The sequence below is a fragment of the Streptomyces sudanensis genome, from assembly GCF_023614315.1.
Lineage (GTDB): Bacteria > Actinomycetota > Actinomycetes > Streptomycetales > Streptomycetaceae > Streptomyces > Streptomyces sudanensis.
The window spans coordinates 955,183-978,075 of the sequence record NZ_CP095474.1 but is presented as its reverse complement, the minus strand read 5'-3'; the positions used below and the strand labels follow the sequence as shown (position 1 = coordinate 978,075).

Sequence of the window (22,893 nt, the reverse complement as noted above, 5' to 3'; positions counted from 1 at the left end):
GTCCGCCGCTCAGGACGCCAGGCGGCGGCGCAGGGCGCGCAGGCGCCGGGAGCGGCGCAGGACCTTTCCGGCGAGGCGGCGGGCGGCGCGGCTGCCGGAGGCCGGCAGGCCGCCCGGGAGGCCCAGCGCGGTGAGCCGGCGGCGGCGGAAGTACCGCGCCACCCGGGCCGGGTCGGCGGCCGACAGGTGGCGTTCGGCCGCCGGGCGCAGGTCCGGGCGGACCCGGGGCTGCATCGCGTACCCCACCGCCGCCACCAGCTCGGTCACCTCCGCGTCCGCCGGGCGCGGCGCCCCGGCCCCGCCCGCGTCCAGGTCCGGCAGGAGCACGTCGGCGAGGGTCACCGGCACCCGGTTGCTGTTCTCGTACGGGGTGAGCCGCTCCAGCAGCATCCCGGTGCCGGTCCGCGCCACCGGGATGCCGTGGAAGCGGGCCGCGGTGAACAGCGCCGTCGAGAAGCAGCCCACCACCAGGTCGGGCCGCATCCGCCGGAACACCACCTCCGCCAGCACCGGCTCCTCCAGCACCGTCAGCTCCGCGCCCAGTGCCTCCGCCTCCCGCTCCAGCGTCCGCGACCAGGACGCCGGGGCCACCGGGTGCGGTTTGAACACCAGCCGGTCGTGCCCGAGGGCGACGGTGCCCCGCACCATCCGCAGGTGCAGCGCCTCCTCCTCGTCGGGGGAGAGGACGTCCAGCGCGGCCAGGTACTGGCCCAGCAGCAGCGCACCGCCCCGGGCCGGGACGTCCAGGGGCTCCTCCGGTCCGGCCAGCTCGTCCAGCACCTTGGTGAACGCGCCCTCCGGCACCACCACCGGCTCGGCCCCGAACTCCGCCAGCAGCAGCGGCCGCAGACCCGGCACCAGCTCCGGGTGGAACACCCGCCGCACCCGCTCCCCGACCAGCGGGTCGAGCCGCACCCGGGTCGGCCCGTAGCTCATCAGCCCGTCCGCGTACACGTCGAGTGGCGCGTCCGGGAACAGCCGCGCCAGCGCCAGCGCGGGCGCCACCTGGATCGACTCCACCACCAGCTCGACCCGCTCGTCGCCCAGCCCCCACAGCAGCCGCAGGTACCGCTCCCACAGCGGGACCTCGTGGGAGCGGGGCATCCAGCCCGCCGGGTGGAGCGGCGCGATCGCCTCGTTCCACGACCGCACGGAGTCGAAGCGGCCGCGCAGGTGCTCGAAGCCCGGCATGCGGTCGAGCGGCCGCACCGTCTCGGGCACCGACGCGTTGTTCGCCACCAGCAGCACCCGTCGTTCGGCCTCCGGCAGGAGACCGGCGTCCAGGGCCGCGGCGAGCGTCGCCGCGCCGTACAGACCGGAGGCGTACAGAAGCTGGACCGTCACGCCGGCACCCCCCCGCCCACCAGGGCGGGCCGCCGCCGCAGCCGCCGCAGCACCACCGCCCGCCCCGGGTCCATCCCGTTCAGTACCTCCGCCAGCACGTCCTGCGGCATGCGGCGCAGCGCCGCCGCGCTCCACGCCCGCAGCTTCCGCGCGACGACCGGTTCGAACCGCTCCGCCGAACCGACGTGGTGGGCGATGATCGCGCAGTACGTGCGCACCGCTTTCGGCATCAGCAGGTCCGCCTCCGGGTCCTTTCCGGTCTCCTCCAGCACCTGGTCGAAGGCGCGGATGAAGTCCAGTTGGCGAATGTCGCCGATCTGTGTGAGCGAGGAGGCGACCCCGCGCCGGTAGAAGATCCCCGGCGTCCCGCCCACCACCGCGAAGGAGTCCGCCTCCCGGTGCAGCCGCCAGATCCACGGGCGGTCCTCGGCGGTGCGCAGCCCGTCGGTGAAGCGCAGCAGCCCGCGGTCCGCGAGCCGCCGGTGGTACATCCCCGCCCAGGCGTACGGGTAGTCGACCGACGTGGACCGGTCGGCCGGCAGGATCGCGTCGCGCGGACGGAGCACCTCGCCGCGCCGGCCCACCGGGACCCGCTGCAGGGACCGCTCGCGGCCGGTGCAGCGGACGTGGTCGACGCGCACGAAGTCGCAGCCCAGCCGCTCGATCGCCGCCAGCACGCGGGCGAAGTGGCCGGGCGCCAGCCAGTCGTCGCCGTCCAGGAAGGCGATGTACTCGCCGCGCGCCGCCTCCAGGCCCGTGTTCCGGGCCGTCGCCAGCCCGCCGTTGCGCTCGTGGCGCAGCAGCACCGCGCCGGGGACCTCCCGCACGGCCCGGCGGAGGATTTCCGGCGTGTCGTCCGTGGAGCAGTCGTCGACCAGCAGGAATTCGAAATCGTCGCGGGAGTTCGCGCGCAGGCTTCGGAGGACGTCGGGCGCGTACCTCTGCACATTGAAGAACGGCACGACGACGGAGAGCTTCACCACCCCCCGGACGTTAGGGGGCGGCACCCGCATTCCTCACGACAGGGGAAGGGATGCGCGGTGAACACTGGAGGACGTACCGCTGAACCGGACGGCCGCCGGACGCTGTTCACCCTTTGTTGCCATCGAGTTGGGCCGCGCACCGGAATGGATTCCTAACGTCCTCCGCGTGCCATTCCCCATCCCCCGGATCGCGGTTCTCGCGGATTCCGACACCCGCTGGAAATGGGGCGCGCTCACCGCGCGCCGCATCGCCCCGCCGCCCCCGCCCGGCGCCACCGACCCGGACGTCACCGGGTACGTGCTGCGCGGTCGCGCCACCCCGACGGCCCGGCAGCTCGCCGAGGCCGGCCTGGGCACGCCCCGGGAGGTGACGGGTGCGGAGTTCCTGCGGGCCGTCCGGGACGAGGTGTACGACGTGGTCGTCCTCGCCCTCGTCGGCGGTTCGGTGCAGGCGCTCCTGCACGGGCTGGCCGGGGCGGGGCCCGGCCGCCGCCCCGTCGTCGTCACCGGCTACGTCGGCGTCGTCTACGAGAAGCTCGCCGACGGGCTGCTGCTGCGGCACGGTGCCGACGTCGTCCTGGCGAACTCCCCCTACGACGCCCGGCGGTTCCGCGCCGTCTACGAGGGGGTCGGCGCCGATCCGTCCGCGGTCGTCGAGGCGGCGCTGCCGTTCCTCGGCGGGGCGCCCCACCGGCCCGTGCCGGGGCGGCACACCGTCGTGTTCGCCGCGCAGCCGTCCGTGCCCGCCTCGCGCGCCGACCGCCTGTACCTGCTGCGCCGGCTGGCCGGCCACGCCCGGCTCCACCCGGGCCGCGAGGTGCTGCTGAAGCTCCGCTCCAAGCCGGGCGAGCACACGACGCACATCGAGGAGCTGCCGTACCAGAAGCTCGCCCGGACCCTGCCGCTGCCGCCCAACCTGCGGCTGGTGTACGGGCACATGGGCGACGTCCTGGACCGCACGGACCTGCTGGTCACCGTCTCCTCGACGGCCGCCCTCGAATCCCTGCACCGGGGCGTGCCGACCGCCGTCCTCACCGACCTGGGCGTGCGCGAGGCACTCGGCAACCACTACTTCGTCGGCTCGGGGCTGCTCACCTCCTGGGACCGCCTCGACGCCGGGGACGAGCCGGTGCCCGACCCGGCGTGGCTCGCCGACCAGGGCGCGGCCCCCGCCGGGGACGCGGGGCGCGACGTCGACGCGGCCTTCGCCGAGGCCCGCCGGCGCGTGGCCGACCTGCTGGCACGGGACACCCTGCCGCCGATCGCCCCGTACTACACGGCCGCCTCCGCCCCCGGCTACCTCCCCGGCATCCTCGCCCGCCACCGCCTCGACACCGGCGCGCCGGCGGCCGCGGAGCGCGGGGTGCGCCGCGTCCTGCGCGACGCGGCGCGCGGGGCCGCGCGGGGCGCCTACCGGCACGGCGTCCAGCACGTCGCGCCCCTCATACGCCGGCTGGGGGAGCTGTGAGCGACCCCCGCACCGTCCTGGCGGTGATCCCGGCCCGCGGCGGCTCCAAGGGCGTCCCCCGCAAGAACCTCGCCTCGGTCGGCGGCGTCCCCCTGGTCGCCCGCGCCGTCCGCGCCTGCCTGGGCGCCCGCCGCGTCACCCACGTGGCGGTGTCGACGGACGACCCGGACGTCGCGGCGGTCGCGGCGGGCGCCGGCGCCGAGGTGGTCCACCGCCCGGCCGGGATCGCCGGCGACACGGCCACCAGCGAGGCGGCGGTCCTGCACGCCCTGGACGCCCACGCCTCCCGGCACGGCCGCCCCGCCGACGTGGTCCTCCTCGTCCAGTGCACCAGCCCGTTCCTCACCTCCGAGGACGTCGACGGCGTCACCGCGGAGGTCCTCGACAACGGCGCCGACACGGCCCTCACGGCCGCTCCCTCGCACGGCTTCCTCTGGCGGCACGGCGCCCCGGCGGACCCCGCCGCGCCCGCCGCCCGCGACGCCGTGGGGGTCAACCACGACAAGGCGCACCGCCCCCGCCGCCAGGACCGGAGCCCCGAGTACCTGGAGACGGGCGCCGCGTACGCCATGGACGCCGCCGGGTTCCGCGCCCGCGGGCACCGCTTCTTCGGCCGCACCGCCCTCGTCCCGACCGACCCCGCGCGGGTCCTGGAGATCGACGACCCGCACGACCTGGCCCGCGCCCGCGCGCTGGCGCCGCTCCTCGACCCGGCGGACCTCCCGACCCGCGCCGACGTGGACGCGGTCGTCCTCGACTTCGACGGCACCCAGACCGACGACCGGGTCCTCGTCGACTCCGAAGGCCGCGAACTGGTCGCCGTCCACCGCGGCGACGGCCTCGGCGTCGCCGCGCTCCGCCGCGCCGGGCTGCACCTGCTGATCCTCTCCACCGAGAAGAACCCGGTCGTCGCGGCCCGCGCCCGCAAGCTCCACGTCCCCGTCCTGCACGGCATCGACCGCAAGGACGCCGCCCTGAAGCACTGGTGCGAGGAGTACGGCGTCGACCCCCAGCGGGTCCTCTACGCCGGCAACGACGTCAACGACCTGCCCTGCCTCGGCCTCGTCGGCTGGCCGGTCGCCGTCGCCGACGCCCACGCCGCCGTGCGCGCGGCCGCCCGCGCCGTCACCACCGCGCGGGGCGGCGCGGGCGCCGTCCGCGAGATCGCCGCCTGGCTCCTCGGCCCCGAACTGAGCACCACCGTCCACGCCCCGTCCCGCTCCACCCAAGGAAAGCGATCATGAACGACCAGCAGCAGCTCACGCGCACCCTCGGCGACCGCCCCGTCGGTCCCGGCCACCCCGTCTACGTCACCGGCGAGATCGGCATCAACCACAACGGCGACCTCGACAAGGCCCTCGCCCTCGTCGACGCCGCCGCCGACGCGGGCTGCGACGCCGTGAAGTTCCAGAAGCGCACCCCCGAGATCTGCACCCCCCGCGACCAGTGGGACATCGAGCGCGACACCCCCTGGGGCCGGATGACGTACATCGACTACCGGCACCGCGTCGAGTTCGGCGAGGCCGAGTACCGCGCCATCGACGAGCACTGCCGGGCCCGCGGCATCGCCTGGTTCGCCTCCCCGTGGGACACCGAGGCCGTCGCCTTCCTGGAGGAGTTCGACGTCCCCGCCCACAAGATCGCCTCGGCCTCCCTCACCGACGACGAGCTGCTGCGCGCCGTCCGCGCCACCGGCCGCACCGTCATCCTCTCCACCGGCATGTCGACGCCGCAGCAGATCCGGCACGCCGTCGAGGTCCTCGGCTCCGCCAACATCCTCCTCTGCCACGCCACCTCCACCTACCCGGCCAAGGCCGAGGAGCTGAACCTCCGCGTCATCGAGACCCTGCGCCGCGACTACCCCAACATCCCCATCGGCTACAGCGGCCACGAGACCGGCCTGCAGACCACCCTCGCCGCCGTCGCCCTCGGCGCGGTCTTCGTCGAGCGGCACATCACCCTCGACCGCGCCATGTGGGGCTCCGACCAGGCGGCGTCCGTCGAGCCGCAGGGCCTCACCCGCCTCGTGCGCGACATCCGCACCATCGAGACCGCCCTCGGCGACGGGGTGAAGCGCGTGTACGAGTCGGAGCTGGCGCCCATGAAGAAGCTCCGCAGGGTCCCGGCCCCGGCATGACCACCGGCATGAACGTCGCCCTCGCCGAGAGCCCCGTCCAGGTCCTGAACGTCCTGGAGTGGACGCACGTGCGGCCCGCCGGGTCCGAGCCGCCCACCCTCGTCGTCCTCCCGCCGACCGACCCCACGTCGCGGGGCCAGCTGCGCCGCATGGCCCGGCTGGCCCGCGACGAGGGCGTCGCCGTGCGCTGGCACGAGGCCCGCGGCGAGGGCCGGCGCGGCCTCATCCGTACGTTGAGGGACCTCGCGCCGCTGCTGCGCGGCGCCGGCCACGTCCTGGTCGGCGACCCGTTCTCGCGGTACGTGCAGTTCCTGCTCGGCGCGTTCCCGCCGCGCCGCGTCACCGTCGTCGACGACGGCACGGCCACCATGGAGTACGCCGCCCAGCTGGCCCGCGGCGAGCGCCTGGTGCGCTGGCACCGGCGCGGCGTCCGCGGCCCGCGCGAGCTGGCCCTCGCCCCGGTCACCGCCCTGGCCCGCCGGCGGCTGGTGCCGGGCCGGGGGCGCACGGTCGAGATCTTCACCGCCCTGCCGGTCGAGGCGCCTGCGGGTACGGTGGTGAGTGCGAACCGCTTCGAGTGGACCCGCGCCCGGTTCGGGCCGCCGCGCCTCACCGAGGACGCCGACCTGGTCGGCACGTCCCTGGTGGAGACCGGCGTGGTCGACCCCGACCGGTACGTGGACGCCGTCGCGGCCCTCGCCGCCGCGCACGGGGTGAAGCGGTACCTCGCGCACCGGCGGGAGAGCGTGACCAAGCTGCACCGCATCGCCACCACGACCGGACTGGAGATCGTCCGCCCCGAACTGCCGCTGGAGCTGACCGCGCGGCGCGGCCCCGTCGGCCGCACGGTGCTCAGCTTCCCCTCCACGGTCGTGCACACCCTCCCGGCGGCCCTCGCCGGCACGGGCGTGGTGATCACCGTGTGCGACGTGGCCCCCGAGTGGCTGCGGACGAGCGCCCCGCCCCGGGCGCGCGGCTTCCTCGCGGCGGTGACCGAGACGGCGCGGTCGGCTCACGGGCTGTCGCTCACCGTGGCCTGAGGGGGCCGCCGCCCCCGGGCGGCGCGGGGACGGAACCGGGCCGACACAAGCCGCGAAAATGCGTGAGCTTACCCACTTCGGACCCCCCTCAAGCTCGATCGGCCGGATTTCTTTCCCCTAAGGGGCTGAAGTTTTTCCGATCGCACGTAAGTTGGGGGGTGATGACGCCTACCCTGTGATGGGTGAACAAGTTGATGTCCCGCGAGCCCGAAGCCGACGCCCCCGTCGAAGCGCCTCTCCTCGGCATGCTGCCGGAGTCACTCCGCACCGAGCTGATCGCCTTCCGCCGGGACCTCCACATGCACCCCGAGCTCGGCAACCAGGAGTTTCGCACCACAGCCGCCATCAAGGCCCGGCTGGAGGCCGCCGGTCTCCACCCCCGGGTCCTCCCCGGCGGCACGGGACTCGTCTGCGACGTCGGCACCTGGGACGGCCACCGCCCCATGCTCGCCCTGCGCGCGGACATCGACGCCCTGCCGATCCCGGACACCAAGGTCGACTGCGCCTACCGCTCCACCGTCCCGGACCGCGCCCACGCCTGCGGCCACGACGTTCACACCACCACGGTCCTCGGCGCCGGGATCGTCCTCGCCGACCTGCACCGCCAGGGCGTGCTCCAGCGCCCCGTGCGCCTCCTGTTCCAGCCCGCCGAGGAAGTCCTCCCCGGCGGCGCCCTCGGGGCGATCGAGGCGGGCGTCCTGGACGGCGTCGGCCGGATCATCGCCGTCCACTGCGACCCGCGCGTCGACGCCGGCAAGATCGGCCTGCGCGTCGGCCCCATCACCTCCGCGTGCGACCGCCTGGAGATCGCCCTCGACGGCCCCGGCGGCCACACGGCCCGCCCGCACCTGACCACCGACCTGGTCACCGCCGTCGCGCGGGTCGCCGCGGACGTCCCGGCCCTCCTGGCCCGCCGCATCGACGCCCGCTCCGGCCTGGTCCTCACCTGGGGCCGCATCGAGGCCGGCCACGCGCCGAACGTCATCCCCCAGCACGCCGAGCTGGGCGGCACGGTCCGCTGCCTGGACATCGAGGCGTGGCGCGGCGCGCCGGACCAGATCCACGCGGCGGTCGACGAGGTCGCCGCCCTGCACGGCGCGAAGTCCCAGATCACCTACGTCCGGGGCGTCCCGCCGGTCGTCAACGACCCGGTCGTCGCGGAGCTCCTGCGCGAGTCCATGGAGCGCCGCCGCGGCCCGTACACGGTGGAGGACACCGAGCAGTCCCTGGGCGGCGAGGACTTCTCCTGGTACCTGGAGCACGTCCCCGGGGCCATGGCGCGCCTGGGCGTCCGCCGCCCCGGCGACCCGACCCACCTCGACCTCCACCGGGGCAACTTCGACGTGGACGAAGCCGCGATCAAGGTGGGCGTGGAGCTCTTCACCGCCGCCGCCCTGATCGACGCGGGCGCCTGACCCACCATGGCATGAGCGATGCCCCGGAGGCATGAGGCCCCGGGGCGTCGCCTTTCACGTGGGATCTTTCAGTACGTGTACTCGTGGGACTGCCAGGCGACACCCGTGTCAGGGTTTTCCGAGCACAGCCGTGACGCAGTCGCCCCGTTCCTGCGCCAGGGGCCGAACACCGTCGCTTCCTTTCCACAGCAGTCGACGCACCCCGCGTGCATCCTGAACCGGTGGTGACGGGGTATCGATGCGTATTTTGCGCAGATGGTTCGCCCGTCGTTGCTCTTCCGGCTCGTGCATCCGTACGCCGCCGCCGCGTGCGCGCTCGAAGCGGCAAGAGGCAGGCGCACCGGGGAAGGGTCGGAGACTACGGCAGCGAATGGTTTCTTCGCGTTTCCGCACGTTCTGCCGAATGGGTGGGAAGGGCGTTGAGTGTCGAGTAGTTCCTTTTTCTCGGTCGGCCCTCAAAGGCGGTTTCTGATCACGCCCACCTTGTAGATACCGACATTGGGACTGTCCGAGCACTTGGCGCTGGACGTCTCGCCATTCCCGACGATCTTTCCGTGCACGTTCCACTGCTTGCCGCGCGGGTCGATGCAGGTGAGCTTCACCTTCGCGCCCTCAAGAGGCCAGGGGAGCATTCCGCTGCACTTGGCGTACCCGCGGTACGGCGCCTTGCTCGACTGCCAGGTGTCGCAGCTCACGTCGGCCTGCGCCGCCGAGGCGGAGGGAACCGCGAACGTGGACATCGCGGTGAGGGCGATCCCGCATGCTGCGATGAAGGTCTTCTTCAAGATTCTTCCTTGTCATGGCTGGTGGTCTGGGGTGTGGTCACGCGGGGCGGACCGGTGCCAGGCTGCTCAGGCGCTGAAGGAAACGCCCACCTGGAGGACCCCGACGTTCGGACTGTCGGAGCACTTGGCGCTGGACTTCTCCGTGTTGCGCTTCCAGGGGCCGAAGATGGTCCACTGCTTTCCCTGCGGGTTTATGCAGGTGACCTTCACGCGGAACTTGTCGCCCAGAGCGAGCTGGCTGCAGTACGCGTAACCGGTGTACGGCGCCCTGCTCGATTTCCATGTGTTGCAGTCACCCACGCCGCCGCCGGCTGATGCCGCCGGGGCGAATACCATCAGGCCCGCGGTCACGGCGATCGCCAAACTCGAAGTGGTGAGTGCTCGTTTCATGGATTCCCCTTTTCCATGGCACAGCGCCGCATCACCCGTGACAAAAAGAAGGGCGGGAAGTCAGGAAGGCGAACGGAACGCTCCGGGGTTCGTTCGGCCCGGGGGAGCGTCCTGTCGCCAGCGCCGCTTGAGCCCCCGCGTGTCAATCCCCGTTTTGGAAAACGGGTGGCGATGCTGTTGATTAAGTGGTCGGTACATTTTCTATCAGTCCATGATCGGCAGGGCAAGCGACTTCCGGACAAGCTTTCCAGCCTCACGGAATCCACTGCTCCGATTTCTTCCCCGCCGCGCAGCGGAGGTCCCTCCCCGCGGTTTCGGAGGGGCCGCACGCGGTCCGTCCCCGCCACCGGATTCCCGGAAGGGTGCGCGTGCGGGGCTGGCCTTGCCGGGAGGGGCGGGCGGGTTGCGGCGGTCCGGCGCGCCCGGATGTCGGCTCGCGAAGGCGACGCGCAAGGGTCCGCCGGGCCTTCACGACGGGGCGGAGGTCGTCACGATGTCACTCGTGCGTCCTGTGCCCCGCCTACTCCGTGGCGTCCTGGGCCGGGCCTCCATGCGTCCTGCGAGGCGGGAATCCGCCAATGCTTCGCTTGGGCGCGACCGTGCCGCCCGGTGGGGTGTCGAGGCGACAACCTGCGACCGGCGGGGCACGTCCTATCCGGTGGAACCTGCCGGGAGACGACCGGTGGGCGGCTTGTTCACGACGAATCGATAACGGCTTCCGTACAGGGCTTAATCTGACATCTACGCGCGTTACGATCGGCCGCGGAACCAGCGCCGGAAGAGGCGCTCAGGCCAGGTCGAAGGAGCCTCCCTTGCGCCGGATCACCAGGATCGCCACCGCGGGCGTCGCGTCCGCGGCGCTCGCGCTCGGCGTGACCGCCTGTGGCGGTGAGAAGAAGTCGGACACCGCCGGCGACGCGAAGGGCGGCAAGGCCGCCATCGCGTACGACATCGGCGGCCGCGGCGACCAGTCGTTCAACGACGCGGCGTACGCCGGTCTGGAGAAGGCCGAGAAGGACTTCGGCATCTCCGGTACGGAGGCCGAGCCCGGCGAGGGCGAGGGCGACCCGGACAAGGTCCAGCGCCTCACCTCGCTCGCCCGCGCCGGCAACAACCCGGTCATCGGCGTCGGCTTCGCGTACGCCCCGGCCATCGCCGAGGTCGCGCCGAAGTTCCCGGACACCACGTTCGGCCTGATCGACGACACGTCGAAGACCGGCAAGAACATCGCCAACCTGGTCTTCAACGAGGAGCAGGGCTCCTACCTGGCCGGCGTCGCCGCCGCCAAGGTGACCAAGTCGAACACCGTCGGCTTCATCGGGGGCGTCGAGACCCTGCTCATCAAGAAGTTCGAGGCGGGCTTCGTCCAGGGCGTCAAGGACACCAACAAGAACGTCAACGTCAAGGTCCAGTACCTGACGCAGCCGCCGGACACGGGCGGCTTCTCCAAGCCCGACCTGGGCAAGGCCGCCGCGCAGGGCCAGATCGACGCGGGCGCCGACGTGATCTACGCCGCCGCCGGCCTCGCCGGCACCGGCTCCATCGAGGCCGCCGCCAAGGCGAAGAAGTGGGCCATCGGCGTCGACTCGGACCAGTACAACCAGCCTGGTCTCGCCGCGTACAAGGACCGCATCCTCACCTCGGTGACCAAGGACGTCTCGGGCTCCGTCTACAACCTGATCAAGTCCGTCAAGGACGGCAAGCCGCAGAGCGGCGAGGTCCGCTACGGCCTCGACGAGAACGGCGTGGGCCTGTCCACCTCCAACCCGGCCTTCGCCAAGATGACCGAGGTCGTCGCCGCGGTCGACAAGGCCAAGGCGGACATCGCGTCCGGCAAGGTCAAGGTGGCCACCGCCCCGTAATCCGGTCGCGGCACCAGAGCCCGGCCCCGGGGTCCGGACGGACGGTGGGACACCGTCCGTCCGGACCCCGGGTCACGTCCTGGCCATGGGTTTGTGGCACAACAAATTACTACGCGCGTAGAGTTCTCCTTGGCGCGATACCTTCGGCCCCACCGTGCCCCGCCGCCNNNNCNCNCGTGCCCGCCCGTCCCCCTGCTTCTCCGCTCCTTTCCCGCCAAGGAGAGTGCGTCATCAACGCGTCCAGCCCCCCCGCCGTGGAACTGCGCGGCATCACCAAGCGCTTCCCCGGCGTCGTCGCCAACCACGACGTCGACATCACCGTCCGCAAGGGCACGGTCCACGCCCTGGTCGGTGAGAACGGCGCCGGCAAGTCGACCCTGATGAAGATCCTCTACGGCATGCAGAAGCCGGACGAGGGCACCATCGCGGTCGACGGCGGCCAGGTCTCCTTCGCCGGCCCCGCCGACGCCATCGCGGCCGGCATCGGCATGGTCCACCAGCACTTCATGCTGGCGGACAACCTCACGGTGCTGGAGAACGTCGTCCTCGGCGCCGAGAAACTGCACGGCATCGGCTCCCGCGCCCGCGGCAGGATCCGGGAGATCTCCGACGCGTACGGGCTGAACGTCCGGCCCGACGCGCTCGTCGAGCACCTCGGCGTCGCCGACCGGCAGCGCGTGGAGATCCTCAAGGTCCTCTACCGCGGCGCCCGCACGCTCATCCTCGACGAGCCCACCGCGGTCCTGGTCCCGCAGGAGGTGGACGCCCTCTTCGGGAACCTGCGCGAGCTGAAGGCGGAGGGCCTCACCGTCATCTTCATCTCCCACAAGCTGGGCGAGGTGCTGTCCGTCGCCGACGACATCACCGTCATCCGGCGCGGCACGACCGTGGGCTCCGCCGACCCGCGGACCACCACGCCCCGGCAGCTCGCCGAGCTGATGGTCGGCAGCGAACTGCCCTCGCCCGAGACCCGCGAGTCGACGGTCACGGACGTGCCGATGCTCCGCGTCGAGGACCTGCGCCTCGCGCAGACCGACCCCGACGGCGTCGTCCGCGAGGTCCTCGGCGGCATCGGCTTCACCATCCACAAGGGCGAGGTCCTGGGCATCGCCGGAGTGGAGGGCAACGGCCAGACCGAGCTCATCGAGACCCTGATCGGCATGCGCGTCCCGGACGGCGGCGTCATCACGCTCGACGGCCGGGACGTCTCCCGCACCTCCACGCGCGGGCGCCGCGAGAGCGGCATCGGCTACATCCCCGAGGACCGCCACCGCCACGGGCTGCTGCTGGAGTCCCCGCTGTGGGAGAACCGCATCCTCGGCCACGTCACCGAGGCCCCCAACAGCAGGCACGGGATCCTCGACCCGAAGGCGGCCCGCCGGGACACCGAGCGGATCGTGCGCGAGTACGACGTCCGCACCCCCGGCGTCGAGGTCACCGCGGCGTCCCTCTCCGGCGGCAACCAGCAGAAGCTGATCGTCGGCCGCGAGATGAGCCACCGCCCGAAGCTCCTGATCGCCGCCCACCCCACCCGCGGCGTGGACGTCGGCGCGCAGGCGCAGATCTGGGACCAGATCCGCCAGGCCCGCCGCGAGGGCCTCGCGGTGCTGCTGATCTCCGCCGACCTGGACGAGCTGATCGGGCTCTCCGACACCCTGCGGGTGATGTACCGCGGCCGCCTGGTCGCGGACGCGGACCCCGCCACGATCACCCCCGAGGAGCTGGGTTCGGCCATGACGGGCGCCGCCGCCGGCCACCTTGAGCACAACCACGACACGGACGGTGAGAGCCGATGAAGAAGTCCGACAAGGTGCTGCTGGGCGTCGCGGGCCCGGTGCTCGCCCTGGCCGTGGCCTTCGTCCTCACCACGCTCGTCCTGCTCGCCTCGGGCCTCGACCCGGTCGAGCCGTACAGCCTGATGCTCCAGGAGGCCGAGTACCCGGACATCCAGGTCCTCATCGTCAACCAGACGGGCACGTACTACCTGGCGGCCCTGGCCGTCGCCGTCGGTTTCCGGATGAACCTGTTCAACATCGGCGTCGACGGCCAGTACCGCCTCGCGGCGATGCTCGCCGCCGTGGTCGGTGCCGCCGTCGAGCTGCCGGGCCCCCTGCACGTCCTGCTGATCGTGCTCGTCGCGGTCCTGGTGGGCGCCTTCTGGGCCGGCATCGCCGGTTTCCTCAAGACGACCCGCGGCGTCAGCGAGGTCGTCTCGACGATCATGCTGAACGCCATCGCGACCAGCCTGATCGCCTGGCTGATCCTGCCCGCCAACCTCGGCGAGCAGCTGGAGGGCTCCAACGACCTCACCACCGGCGAGATCGCCGAGTCCGGCTGGATGACCGGGCTGGCCGTCGAGGGCGGCAACGTCTACGGCTTCACCTTCGTCGCCTTCGCGCTCGGCGCCGTCTACTGGTTCGTCCTGGGCCGCACCCGGTTCGGCTTCGACCTGCGGGCCACCGGCGCCAGCGAGTCCGCCGCCCAGGCGAGCGGCGTGGACGCCAGGAAGATGGTGCTGACCGCCATGCTGATCTCCGGCGGCGTCGCGGGCCTGACCGGCCTGCCGCTGCTGCTGGGCCAGACCCACACCTACAGCCTGGCCTTCCCGGCCGGCGTCGGCTTCACCGGCATCACCATCGCCCTGCTCGGCCGCAACCACCCGGTCGGCCTCCTCTTCGCCGCGCTGCTCGTCTCCTTCCTGGAGAAGGCGTCCGCCTCGCTGGACCAGTACGGCTATCCGAAGGAGATCACCACGATCATGAAGGGTCTCATCGTGATCGCGGTGGTCGTGTCGTACGAGCTCGTCCGGCAGTACGGGCTCCGCCGGCAGCAGCGGAAGGTGGGCGAGGAGCTCGCCGCCCAGGCCCGCGAGAACAAGGAGGACGTGGCGGCATGAGCGAGTCCACGAGCACTGTGACCCCCGCGGCGACCGCGCCGCGGAAGGGCGGCGGGCGCCGCAGGCCGTCCCTGCCCGTCGTCCTGCTGATCGTCGCGGCCGGTCTGGCGCTGTTCTCGCTGGTCCGCGTCGTCAGCGGCGCCGACGACCTGACCTCGGTCGGCCAGGTGTCCGGCGCCCTCCAGCTGGCGGTGCCGATCGGGCTGGCCGGGCTCGGCGGCCTGTGGGCCGAGCGGGCCGGCGTCGTCAACATCGGCCTGGAGGGCATGATGGTCCTCGGCACCTGGTTCGGTGCCTGGGCCGGCTACCAGTGGGGCCCCTGGAGCGGCGTCCTCCTCGGCCTCGTCGGCGGCGCCCTCGGCGGCCTGCTGCACGCCGTCATGACGGTCACGTTCAACGTCAACCACATCGTCTCCGGCGTGGCGATCAACATCCTCGCCCTCGGCGCCACCCAGTACCTGTCGAACTTCACGTTCGCCGAGGCCGCCGGCGGCTCCTCCAAGCAGTCCCCGCCCATCGAGGCGATCGACCGCATCACCGTCCCCGGACTGTCGGAGTGGCTCGGCGACCTCCAGGCCGAGCACTGGTTCCTCGTCTCCGACCTGGCCGGGCTGCTCGGCGGCCTGGTCACCAACCTCTCGCTGCTGACCGTGGTCGCGCTGCTGCTGGTCCCCGCGACCTGGTGGATCCTGTGGCGCACCGCCTTCGGCCTGCGGCTGCGCTCCTGCGGCGAGAACCCGGTCGCCGCCGAGTCGCTGGGCGTCGACGTCTACGCGTACAAGTACGTCGCCGTCCTCGTCTCCGGCGCCCTCGCGGGCCTCGGCGGCGCATTCCTGGCGATCGTGTCGACCGGCATCTACCAGGAGGGCCAGACCGGCGGGCGCGGCTTCATCGGCCTCGCGGCGATGATCTTCGGCAACTGGATGCCGGGCGGCCTCGCCCTCGGCGCCGGCCTGTTCGGCTTCACCGACAGCCTGAAGCTGCGCGGCGGCGCGGAGAACGTCCACGCCATGCTGCTCCTGCTGGCGATCCTGCTGCTGGTCGCGGTGGCCTGGACGCTGTACCGCAGGAAGTACGCGGCGGCGGCCGTCTCCGCCGTCGCCTCCGCGGGCCTCTTCGTCTGGTACGCGCTGACGGACAAGCTGCCCAGCCAGTTCGTCGACGCCGCGCCGTACGTCACGACGCTGCTCGTGCTGGCTCTGTCCGCGCAGCGGCTGCGGATGCCGAAGGCCGACGGCCTGCCCTACCGGAAGGGCCAGGGCAAGTGACCGGCACCGCTGAGCCCTTCGACTGGGACGCCCTGTACGCCGCGGCGCGGCAGGCCGTGTCCCACGCGTACGCGCCGTACTCGGGCTACCCGGTCGGTGCGGCGGCGGCCGTCGACGACGGCCGCACGGTCACCGGCTGCAACGTGGAGAACGCCTCGTACGGCATCGGCCTGTGCGCCGAGTGCGGGCTCGTCTCCCAGCTCCAGGCCACCGGCGGCGGCCGGCTGACGCACTTCGTGTGCGTGGACGGCCGCGGCGGGACGCTGGTGCCCTGCGGGCGCTGCCGCCAACTGCTGTTCGAGTTCGGCGGCGGCGGACTGCTGCTGGACACCCCCGGCGGCGTGCGGACGCTGGAGGAGATGCTGCCGCAGCCGTTCGGCCCCGACCACCTCGCCTAGCCCGTAGCCCCGGGCGGCGCGGCCCTTCCCACCCGGTGGGGAGGGCCGCGCCGCTCCCGCCCCACGGCGGGTGACCCCGCCGTGGCCCGCCGGAAGGACACACCGAACCCATGGACGCGATCTCCGTCATCCGCACCAAGCGGGACCGGGGCGAGCTGACCCCGCAGCAGATCGACTGGATCGTCGACGCGTACACGCGCGGCGAGGTCGCCGACGAGCAGATGGCGGCCCTCGCGATGGCGATCCTGCTCAACGGCATGAACCGGGCGGAGATCGCCCGCTGGACCGCCGCGATGATCGCCTCGGGCGAGCGGATGGACTTCTCCCCGCTCTCCCGCCCCACCGCCGACAAGCACTCCACCGGCGGCGTCGGCGACAAGATCACGCTGCCGCTCGCCCCGCTGGTCGCCGCCTGCGGCGCCGCCGTACCGCAGCTCAGCGGCCGGGGCCTCGGCCACACCGGCGGCACGCTGGACAAGCTGGAGTCCGTCCCCGGCTGGCGCGCCCTGCTCTCCAACGAGGAGATGCTGCACGTCCTGGACACGACCGGCGCGGTGATCTGCGCGGCGGGCGACGGCCTCGCCCCCGCCGACAAGAAGCTGTACGCGCTGCGCGACGTGACCGGCACGGTCGAGTCGATCCCGCTGATCGCCTCCTCGATCATGTCGAAGAAGATCGCCGAGGGGACGGGCGCGCTCGTCCTGGACGTGAAGGTCGGCTCCGGCGCCTTCATGAAGAGCCTCGACGACGCCCGCGAACTCGCCTCCACCATGGTCGGCCTGGGCACCGACCACGGTGTCCGCACGGTCGCCCTGCTCACCGACATGTCGACACCGCTCGGCCTGACGGCGGGCAACGCCCTGGAGGTCCGCGAGGCCGTCGAGGTCCTCGCCGGCGGCGGCCCCGCCGACGTGGTCGAACTGACCGTCGCGCTCGCCCGCGAGATGCTCGGTGCGGCCGGCCTGGAGGACGCCGACCCGGCGAAGGCCCTCGCGGACGGCTCCGCGATGGACGTCTGGCGCCGCATGATCGCCGCGCAGGGCGGCGATCCGGACGCCGCGCTGCCCCTCGCCCGCGAGCGGCACGTCGTGACCGCCTCCTCCTCCGGCGTCCTGACCCGCCTCGACGCGTACGCCGTCGGGGTCGCCGCCTGGCGCCTCGGCGCGGGCCGCGCCCGCAAGGAGGACCCGGTGCAGGCGGGCGCCGGTGTGGAGCTGCACGCCAAGCCGGGGGACGCGGTCACGGCCGGCGCACCGCTGCTGACGCTGCACACGGACACGCCGGAGAGGTTCGCCTACGCCCTGGAGGCCCTGGAGGGCGCCTGGGACGTCGCCCCGCAGGGCACCGGCTTCACACCGCGCCCGATCGTCCTCGACCGCGTCGCCTGACGGCCCGCGGGGGCTTCCCGCCCGCCCGGTACCTCGCCCGGTACCTCGGCCCGGCCGGGACCGGGGCAGGTCCGGGGCCTCGGACCTGCCGGGGCCCCGGCCCGGCCGGCCCGCCGGGCCCGGCCCCGCCCGGCCGGGGTGCTCGCCGCGCCTCCCGAACGCCTTCCACCGGCCCGGCCCCGCCCGTCCGATGAGTTCCGGGCGCGGCGGGGGTCTCGTCCGGTGTGAAGGACACGGAACCGATCGTCCTGCGCGTCGGTGGGCCGGTCGGGCCCGCCGACGCGCGGCGTCTGTGCGGGGAGCTGACCGCCCTCCTCGACCGCGCCGCCCCGGGCGCGGCGGTCGTCGTCGACGCGGCCCGGCTCACGCGCCCGGACCTGGCCGCCGTCGACGCGCTCGCCCGTCTGCACCTGACCGCCCGCCGCCGGGGCCACCCGCTCACCGTGCGGGACGCGGGGCCCGGTCTGCGGGCCCTGCTGTCGCTCGCCGGGCTCGCTGACCGGCTGCTCGGTCCTCCAGGCGATCCGGGAGGCCGAACAGCGGGAACCACCGCCCCACGTCCAGGAACGACGTGATTCCCGAGACCTTCCCGCCGGCGGTCTCGACGACCATGAGCGCCCACGGAACGAACCCGCCCTCCGGATCGGGGTGGTAGTGGGCGAACGCCGGCGTGCCGTTCGCCGTCGTCGCCAGCAGGCGCGAGCCCCGGCAGACCGAGCCGACGCCCAGCATCCAGCCCGTGATGTCGTCGTGGCCGCGCAGCCACAGGTCGTAGGGCGGCATGGAGAGCGTCGCGTCCTCGTGGAGCAGCGCCGTCAGCGCCGTCATGTCGTACGCCTCGAAGGCCGCCACGTACCGCTCCAGGAGCTGCCGCTGCCCCTCGTCCAGCGGGTCGGCGGTGTCCGTGCGCGCCGGTTCCGACGCGGCCAGCGTCGCCCGGGCCCGCTGGAGCGCGCTGTTCACCGACGCGACCGAGGTGTCCAGCAGCTCGGCCACCTCGCTCGCCCGCCAGGCCAGCACCTCCCGCAGGATCAGTACCGCCCGCTGCCTGGGCGGCAGGTGCTGGAGCGCCGCGACGAACGCCAGGCGCACCGACTCGCGGGCCAGGGCCGCCTCCGCCGGGTCGGCGGTCTGCGGCAGCACCCGTCCGTCGGGCACCGGCTCCAGCCAGGTGGCCTCGGGGCGGGCCGTGAGCTGCGCCTGGGCGACGGGCGTCGCCGCCGTCAGGTCCATCGGACGGGCCCGGCGGCCGCCCGCCTTGAGCGCGTCCATGCAGACGTTCGTCGCGATCCGGTACAGCCAGGAACGCAGCGACGACCGGCCCTCGAAGCGGTCCAGGGCACGCCAGGCGCGCACCATCGTGTCCTGGACGGCGTCCTCCGCCTCGAAGGCCGACCCGAGCATCCGGTAGCAGTAGCCGGTCAGCTCCGTCCGGTACTCCTCCAGCCGGGCCTCCAGGCCCTCGGCCGTCGTCATCGTGTCCGCCATGGTGTCCCATCCCCGTCGCGCCGTGCCGTCCCTGCCGGGAAGCTACCGGAGCGGACTGACAACGCGGGTCGGGACGGCGCGTCAGGTGCCGGGCTTGCGCCCGTACACGAACACGTCGTCACCGTTGCGCAGCAGGTTCCAGTATGCCTTCGCGTCGGCGGGCCGCATGTTGACGCAGCCCCCGGAACCCGGCGGGTTGTACATCGACTTGTTGGTCGCGTGGAACGCCTGCCCGCCGTCGAAGAACTGCGCGTGCGGCATCCACACCTTGTAGAGCGTCGACCAGTGGTTGAGCGACCGGTAGTAGATCTTCTTCGCGCCCGTGCGGGTCTCCGCGCCGTCGCGGCCCGTGCGGACCGGCACCGGCCCGTAGACCAGCTTCGACCCGTCCTGGACCCAGCTGAGCTGCCGGGTCAGGTCGACGCAGGCTATCCGGCCCTTGTTGACCGGGCACGTCCCCGCCTTGTTGGGCGTCTTCCCGGCGGCCCGCTGCTTCAGGATCGTGTCCATCGTGCGCCAGGTGAGCGGCCCGGCGTAGCCGACGGCCGGCGTGATGCCGTGCGCCTGCTGGAACGACCGGATCGCCCGGCAGTCCGTCGCCGACTGCCTGCCGTCGACCGGCCTGCCGAGGAACTTCTCCACCTGCTTCTGGTACGGCCCGGTCTGCGTCGTGCACGACGTCGCCGCCTGCGCGGAACCCGCGCCCGCGGTCAGCGCCAGCGGCACGGCCAGCCCGGTCACGCCCAGCGCGACGCCGAGGCGCCGTCTCCATGCCCCGCCTTTTGCCCCCATATGTCTCTTTCTCCTCGTGTCCGGTCGGTTTCCCGTCGGTTCTTCGTCCGGTAGGACGTTCGGTGCAGGAGGGCGGTCACGTCAAGAGGCGTCCCATTTCGGGCGCGCGGGGCACGCGGGGAGCACGGGGTGCACGGGGCGCGCGANGAGCACGGGGGAGCGGGGGAGCGGAGGGCGCGGGCGCGGTGCGGAGCCGCCGCCCGGTGCGCCTCCCCGGCCTCGCGTCCGCCCGGCCGCGGGAGGACGGGCCCCGGGCCGTCCGCAGGCCGCCGGCCAGACCCTCCGGGGCAAGCTCCCGAGGCGAACTCCCCGGGTCCGGCTCCCCGGGTCCGGCTCACCCGGCGGGCGGCGCCCGGCCGTCGACGCGGTGCGCCGCCCGCGGTGCGCCGGGCCCCCAGCCCGCAGGGAACGACCGTGCCGTAGGTTCTCCATGGCCTTTCGGCTTTCCGGCTTCCGGCGGCCCGTTCGCCGGCATCGGCGTACGCGACGCCCCGGTACCGGAGCCGTAGGCAAGCCCCACCGACCCCACCGACCCCGCGAACCCACGGAGACGACGGATATGCGGCTGCGCTGCGCTGTGCTCGACGACTTCCAGGACGTCGCCACCACCATGGCCGACTGGAGCCCCGTCCAGGACCGGGTGGAGGTGACCGCTTTCACCCGGCACTTCGCCACCGAGGACGAACTGGCCGCCGCGCTGGCCGACTTCGACATGGTGGTGACCCTCCGCGAACGCGTCCCCTTCCCCGCCTCCCTGCTCGACCGGCTGCCCCGGTTGAAGCTGCTCGTCGCGTCGGGCATGCGGAACTCGGTCATCGACCACGCGGCGGCCGAGCGCAACGGCGTGACGGTCTGCGGCACCGAGAGCTCCCCCACCCCGCCGGTCGAGTTGACCTGGGCGCTGCTGCTCGGCCTCGCCCGGGGCATCGTCGCCGAGAACGGCGCCCTGCGCTCGAACGGCCCCTGGCAGTCGACCGTCGGCGCCGACCTGCACGGCCGTCGCCTCGGCCTGCTCGGTCTGGGGAAGATCGGCGGCCGGGTCGCCCGGGTGGGCCTCGCCTTCGGGATGGAGGTGGCGGCCTGGAGCGAGAACCTCACCCGGGAGCGGACGGACGAGGTCGGCGTCCGCCTGGCCGCGTCCAAGGAGGAGCTGCTGCGCGAGAGCGACTTCGTCTCGGTCCACCTCGCACTCGGCGAACGGACCCGCGGTCTGCTCGGCGCCCGTGAGCTGGCCCTGCTCAAGCCCACCGCGTACCTGGTCAACACCTCCCGCTCGGCCATCGTCGACCAGGACGCCCTGCTCGCGGCGCTGCGCGAGGGACGGATCGCCGGGGCGGGCGTCGACGTCTTCGACGTGGAGCCGCTGCCGGCGGACCACCCGATGCGCACCGCGCCCCGGCTTCTCGCGACACCGCACCTCGGTTACGTCTCGCAGCGCAACTACCGCACGTACTACGGACAGGCCGTCGAGGACATCGAGGCGTACCTGGCCGGCAATCCGGTGCGCCTCCTCGGCTGACACCCCGCAGGTCCGGACCGGTCCGTACGGCGGAGGCGCACCGGTACGGCGGAGGCGCCCCGCGCGGTCCGCGAGGTCGGCGCCGCCCGGTGGGCGGGCCGCCCGGGTACGCCCCGGCGGCGGTGTCCGGGAAGTTCCCGCCGTCCCGCCGCGACCGGCCCGGGCGTCTCGGGGCGGTGGGCCCGCGCCCCGCGGCATCGGGCGGCGGACACCGGGTACCCGCCGGTCATGACCAGGAACGACGACCAGCATCCCGTACAGCGCCACGGCACCGACCCCGCGCACGGCACCGACCCCGCGCACGGCACCGGCCCGTCGCGCGAGGTCGACCAGCGCGGCGACCGCGAGGCGGAGGCCGCCGAGGCGGCGCGCCGGGCGGAGGAGGAGCGGGCGGCCTCACGGCCCTTCAGCTACCCCTACCCCGAGCGCCGCGCCGGCGTCCGCGCCACCCGCCGCATCGCGCGCGAGGCGGCCGACGCGGACAGCGTCCCCGGTGTTCCGGGCGGCTACGGCACGACCGGCGGCGGCCAGCCCGGCGGCAGCCCCGGCATCAACCCCGACCGCAGGGGCACCATCGACCCGTCGGAGTACGCCGACACCATCGCCGGCGGCGAACCCGACCCGCGCCGCGACCCCGAGGAGCGCTGACTCCGGGGCCCCGGGCCTCAGAACCGCAGCGAACGCCCGAACCCGGCCGCCAGCGGCATGCGCAGCCCCAGCGGAGGCGGCGCCGCGAAGGCGTCGGTGACCGGCCGGGAGTACGGGCGGTGGAAGAGCGATCCCAGTACGAAGTCGGTCGCCAGCGCGACGACCTCCTCGTGGTGCTGGCGCAGCGCGTGCCCGTCCGAGTGGACCTCGAAGCGGCACGTCGACCGGTTCGCCTTCTTCGCCCGCATCGCCAGCCAGTACGACAGGTCGGGATGGGCGGTGGCGTCCGTCGTGCCGTGCACGATCATCACCCGGCGGCCCACGAGCTGCCGGACCGGTTCCGGTTCGGCGGCCACGTCGTCCTCCGGCAGCCACGGCGCCAGCGCCAGCACGGACGTCACCGCCGCGTGCCCGGCCGCCCGCAGCGCGGCCCGCCCGCCCATGCCGTGCCCGACGAGGCAGACCGGTACGTCGCCGTGGCGCCGCACCACCTCGGCGACGGCCCACCGGGCGTCCGCGGCGAGCCGCGCGTCGGCTCCGTTCCAGCCCCGCCCCCGGTACCGCACCACGTGGGCGACCAGCCCCTCGTCGCGGCCCGCCCGGGCGAGCCGCCGCGCCAGCGGCATCACGGCGGCGCGGTGCAGCGGCGAGGCGCGGCGCGCCGACTCGGGCGTTCCGTCCGGGAGGAGGAGAACCACCCCGCCGACCTCCGCCGCCGACTCCCGACCCCCTACGGCCCGCCCCAGGCGCGGCTGCCGAGCACGGCCCGGCCCTACGAGTACGTGGTGTGCCATGACAGAACAGTCTCAGAAGAAGAGGTGTACGCCACGGGTACGGACGATCACCGTTCCGTATCGAGTGGGCTCCCGGGCTCCCGCCGGCCTTCCGAACGCCCGCTCCCGCGAGGGCGGAACGCTTCGTCGGCGCGCCCGCATGGACGAAGTCGGCCACCGGGGACAGAGAACGGAAGCGGAAGGGCCCGAGCGGAAGGGCGGAGGTGGAGGAGTACGGAGTACGGGAGCGAGGTGCCGCGACCCCCGCGCCCCGGCCGCGGACAGGAGCCCTCCCGCCC

General features: G+C 73.6%; 20 protein-coding genes and 1 pseudogene. 14 read left to right on the top strand and 7 right to left on the bottom strand.

The window, feature by feature from the left end; translation table 11 throughout:
• Positions 1–9: 9 nt before the first annotated feature.
• Both MW084_RS04345 and MW084_RS04340 read right to left on the bottom strand, forming a co-directional pair.
• Positions 10–1,344, bottom strand: coding sequence for a polysialyltransferase family glycosyltransferase (locus tag MW084_RS04345; RefSeq protein WP_010468381.1), 1,335 nt, complete (start codon positions 1,342–1,344; stop codon positions 10–12).
• The gene (locus tag MW084_RS04340; RefSeq protein WP_010468379.1) at positions 1,341–2,327 is read right to left on the bottom strand and encodes a glycosyltransferase family 2 protein; all 987 of its coding nucleotides are present in this window, start codon (positions 2,325–2,327) and stop codon (positions 1,341–1,343) included. The genes MW084_RS04345 and MW084_RS04340 overlap by 4 nt, the downstream gene beginning before the upstream one ends.
• A 166-nt stretch (positions 2,328–2,493) precedes the next feature.
• Between MW084_RS04340 and MW084_RS04335 the strand changes: the two genes are divergently transcribed.
• The 5 genes from MW084_RS04335 to MW084_RS04315 all read left to right on the top strand — a co-directional run bounded on the left by MW084_RS04335 (position 2,494) and on the right by MW084_RS04315 (position 8,387).
• Positions 2,494–3,795, top strand: coding sequence for a DUF6716 putative glycosyltransferase (locus MW084_RS04335; protein ID WP_010468377.1), 1,302 nt, complete (start codon positions 2,494–2,496; stop codon positions 3,793–3,795).
• Entirely contained in the window at positions 3,792–5,039 is a 1,248-nt protein-coding gene (locus MW084_RS04330) for an acylneuraminate cytidylyltransferase (protein WP_010468374.1), read from the top strand. Before MW084_RS04335 ends, MW084_RS04330 begins: the two co-directional genes overlap by 4 nt.
• Positions 5,036–5,932, top strand: coding sequence for an N-acetylneuraminate synthase family protein (locus MW084_RS04325; protein WP_010468372.1), 897 nt, complete (start codon positions 5,036–5,038; stop codon positions 5,930–5,932). Before MW084_RS04330 ends, MW084_RS04325 begins: the two co-directional genes overlap by 4 nt.
• A gap of 8 nt (positions 5,933–5,940) precedes the next feature.
• Positions 5,941–6,972: a hypothetical protein gene (locus MW084_RS04320; RefSeq protein ID WP_029553271.1), complete on the top strand. Its 1,032-nt coding sequence runs from the start codon at positions 5,941–5,943 to the stop codon at positions 6,970–6,972.
• 194 nt (positions 6,973–7,166) lie between these two features.
• The gene (locus MW084_RS04315) at positions 7,167–8,387 is read left to right on the top strand and encodes an amidohydrolase (RefSeq protein ID WP_010468369.1); all 1,221 of its coding nucleotides are present in this window, start codon (positions 7,167–7,169) and stop codon (positions 8,385–8,387) included.
• 455 nt (positions 8,388–8,842) lie between these two features.
• Here MW084_RS04315 and MW084_RS04310 read toward each other — a convergent pair whose 3' ends face one another.
• Entirely contained in the window at positions 8,843–9,172 is a 330-nt protein-coding gene (locus MW084_RS04310; RefSeq protein WP_158684299.1) for a hypothetical protein, read from the bottom strand.
• Positions 9,173–9,238: 66 nt separating this feature from the next.
• Positions 9,239–9,472 (bottom strand): hypothetical protein, encoded by a 234-nt coding sequence (locus MW084_RS04305; RefSeq protein WP_158684298.1) that lies wholly within the window; start codon positions 9,470–9,472, stop codon positions 9,239–9,241.
• 902 nt (positions 9,473–10,374) lie between these two features.
• Here MW084_RS04305 and MW084_RS04300 point away from each other — a divergent pair.
• The 7 genes and pseudogenes from MW084_RS04300 to MW084_RS04270 form a co-directional block, all read left to right on the top strand.
• Positions 10,375–11,424: a BMP family lipoprotein gene (locus MW084_RS04300; RefSeq protein ID WP_010468367.1), complete on the top strand. Its 1,050-nt coding sequence runs from the start codon at positions 10,375–10,377 to the stop codon at positions 11,422–11,424.
• A 230-nt stretch (positions 11,425–11,654) separates the two neighbouring features.
• Positions 11,655–13,220: an ABC transporter ATP-binding protein gene (locus MW084_RS04295; RefSeq protein ID WP_275563796.1), complete on the top strand. Its 1,566-nt coding sequence runs from the start codon at positions 11,655–11,657 to the stop codon at positions 13,218–13,220.
• Complete coding sequence (locus MW084_RS04290; RefSeq protein WP_010468365.1) at positions 13,217–14,320, top strand: ABC transporter permease; 1,104 nt, start codon at positions 13,217–13,219, stop codon at positions 14,318–14,320. The genes MW084_RS04295 and MW084_RS04290 overlap by 4 nt, the downstream gene beginning before the upstream one ends.
• The gene (locus tag MW084_RS04285; RefSeq protein ID WP_010468364.1) at positions 14,317–15,588 is read left to right on the top strand and encodes an ABC transporter permease; all 1,272 of its coding nucleotides are present in this window, start codon (positions 14,317–14,319) and stop codon (positions 15,586–15,588) included. The genes MW084_RS04290 and MW084_RS04285 overlap by 4 nt, the downstream gene beginning before the upstream one ends.
• Positions 15,585–15,986 (top strand): cytidine deaminase, encoded by a 402-nt coding sequence (locus MW084_RS04280; RefSeq protein ID WP_010468363.1) that lies wholly within the window; start codon positions 15,585–15,587, stop codon positions 15,984–15,986. The genes MW084_RS04285 and MW084_RS04280 overlap by 4 nt, the downstream gene beginning before the upstream one ends.
• Before the next feature lie 110 nt (positions 15,987–16,096).
• Positions 16,097–17,374, top strand: a complete 1,278-nt coding sequence (locus tag MW084_RS04275) for a thymidine phosphorylase (protein WP_010468362.1) — start codon at positions 16,097–16,099, stop codon at positions 17,372–17,374.
• 224 nt (positions 17,375–17,598) lie between these two features.
• Positions 17,599–17,808: pseudogene (locus MW084_RS04270) on the top strand (STAS domain-containing protein); the annotation flags it as partial.
• Positions 17,809–17,812: 4 nt separating this feature from the next.
• Here MW084_RS04270 and MW084_RS04265 read toward each other — a convergent pair.
• Both MW084_RS04265 and MW084_RS04260 read right to left on the bottom strand, forming a co-directional pair.
• The gene (locus MW084_RS04265; protein ID WP_010468360.1) at positions 17,813–18,862 is read right to left on the bottom strand and encodes a sigma-70 family RNA polymerase sigma factor; all 1,050 of its coding nucleotides are present in this window, start codon (positions 18,860–18,862) and stop codon (positions 17,813–17,815) included.
• A gap of 81 nt (positions 18,863–18,943) precedes the next feature.
• Positions 18,944–19,654: a L,D-transpeptidase family protein gene (locus MW084_RS04260; RefSeq protein WP_029553270.1), complete on the bottom strand. Its 711-nt coding sequence runs from the start codon at positions 19,652–19,654 to the stop codon at positions 18,944–18,946.
• A 559-nt stretch (positions 19,655–20,213) separates the two neighbouring features.
• Between MW084_RS04260 and MW084_RS04255 the strand changes: the two genes are divergently transcribed.
• Together MW084_RS04255 and MW084_RS04250 are read left to right on the top strand one after the other, a co-directional pair.
• The gene (locus MW084_RS04255; RefSeq protein ID WP_010468355.1) at positions 20,214–21,173 is read left to right on the top strand and encodes a D-2-hydroxyacid dehydrogenase family protein; all 960 of its coding nucleotides are present in this window, start codon (positions 20,214–20,216) and stop codon (positions 21,171–21,173) included.
• Between the two features lie 228 nt (positions 21,174–21,401).
• Positions 21,402–21,821: a hypothetical protein gene (locus MW084_RS04250; protein WP_010468353.1), complete on the top strand. Its 420-nt coding sequence runs from the start codon at positions 21,402–21,404 to the stop codon at positions 21,819–21,821.
• A 17-nt stretch (positions 21,822–21,838) separates the two neighbouring features.
• Here MW084_RS04250 and MW084_RS04245 read toward each other — a convergent pair whose 3' ends face one another.
• Positions 21,839–22,615, bottom strand: a complete 777-nt coding sequence (locus MW084_RS04245; RefSeq protein ID WP_050986708.1) for an alpha/beta fold hydrolase — start codon at positions 22,613–22,615, stop codon at positions 21,839–21,841.
• Positions 22,616–22,893: the final 278 nt, after the last annotated feature.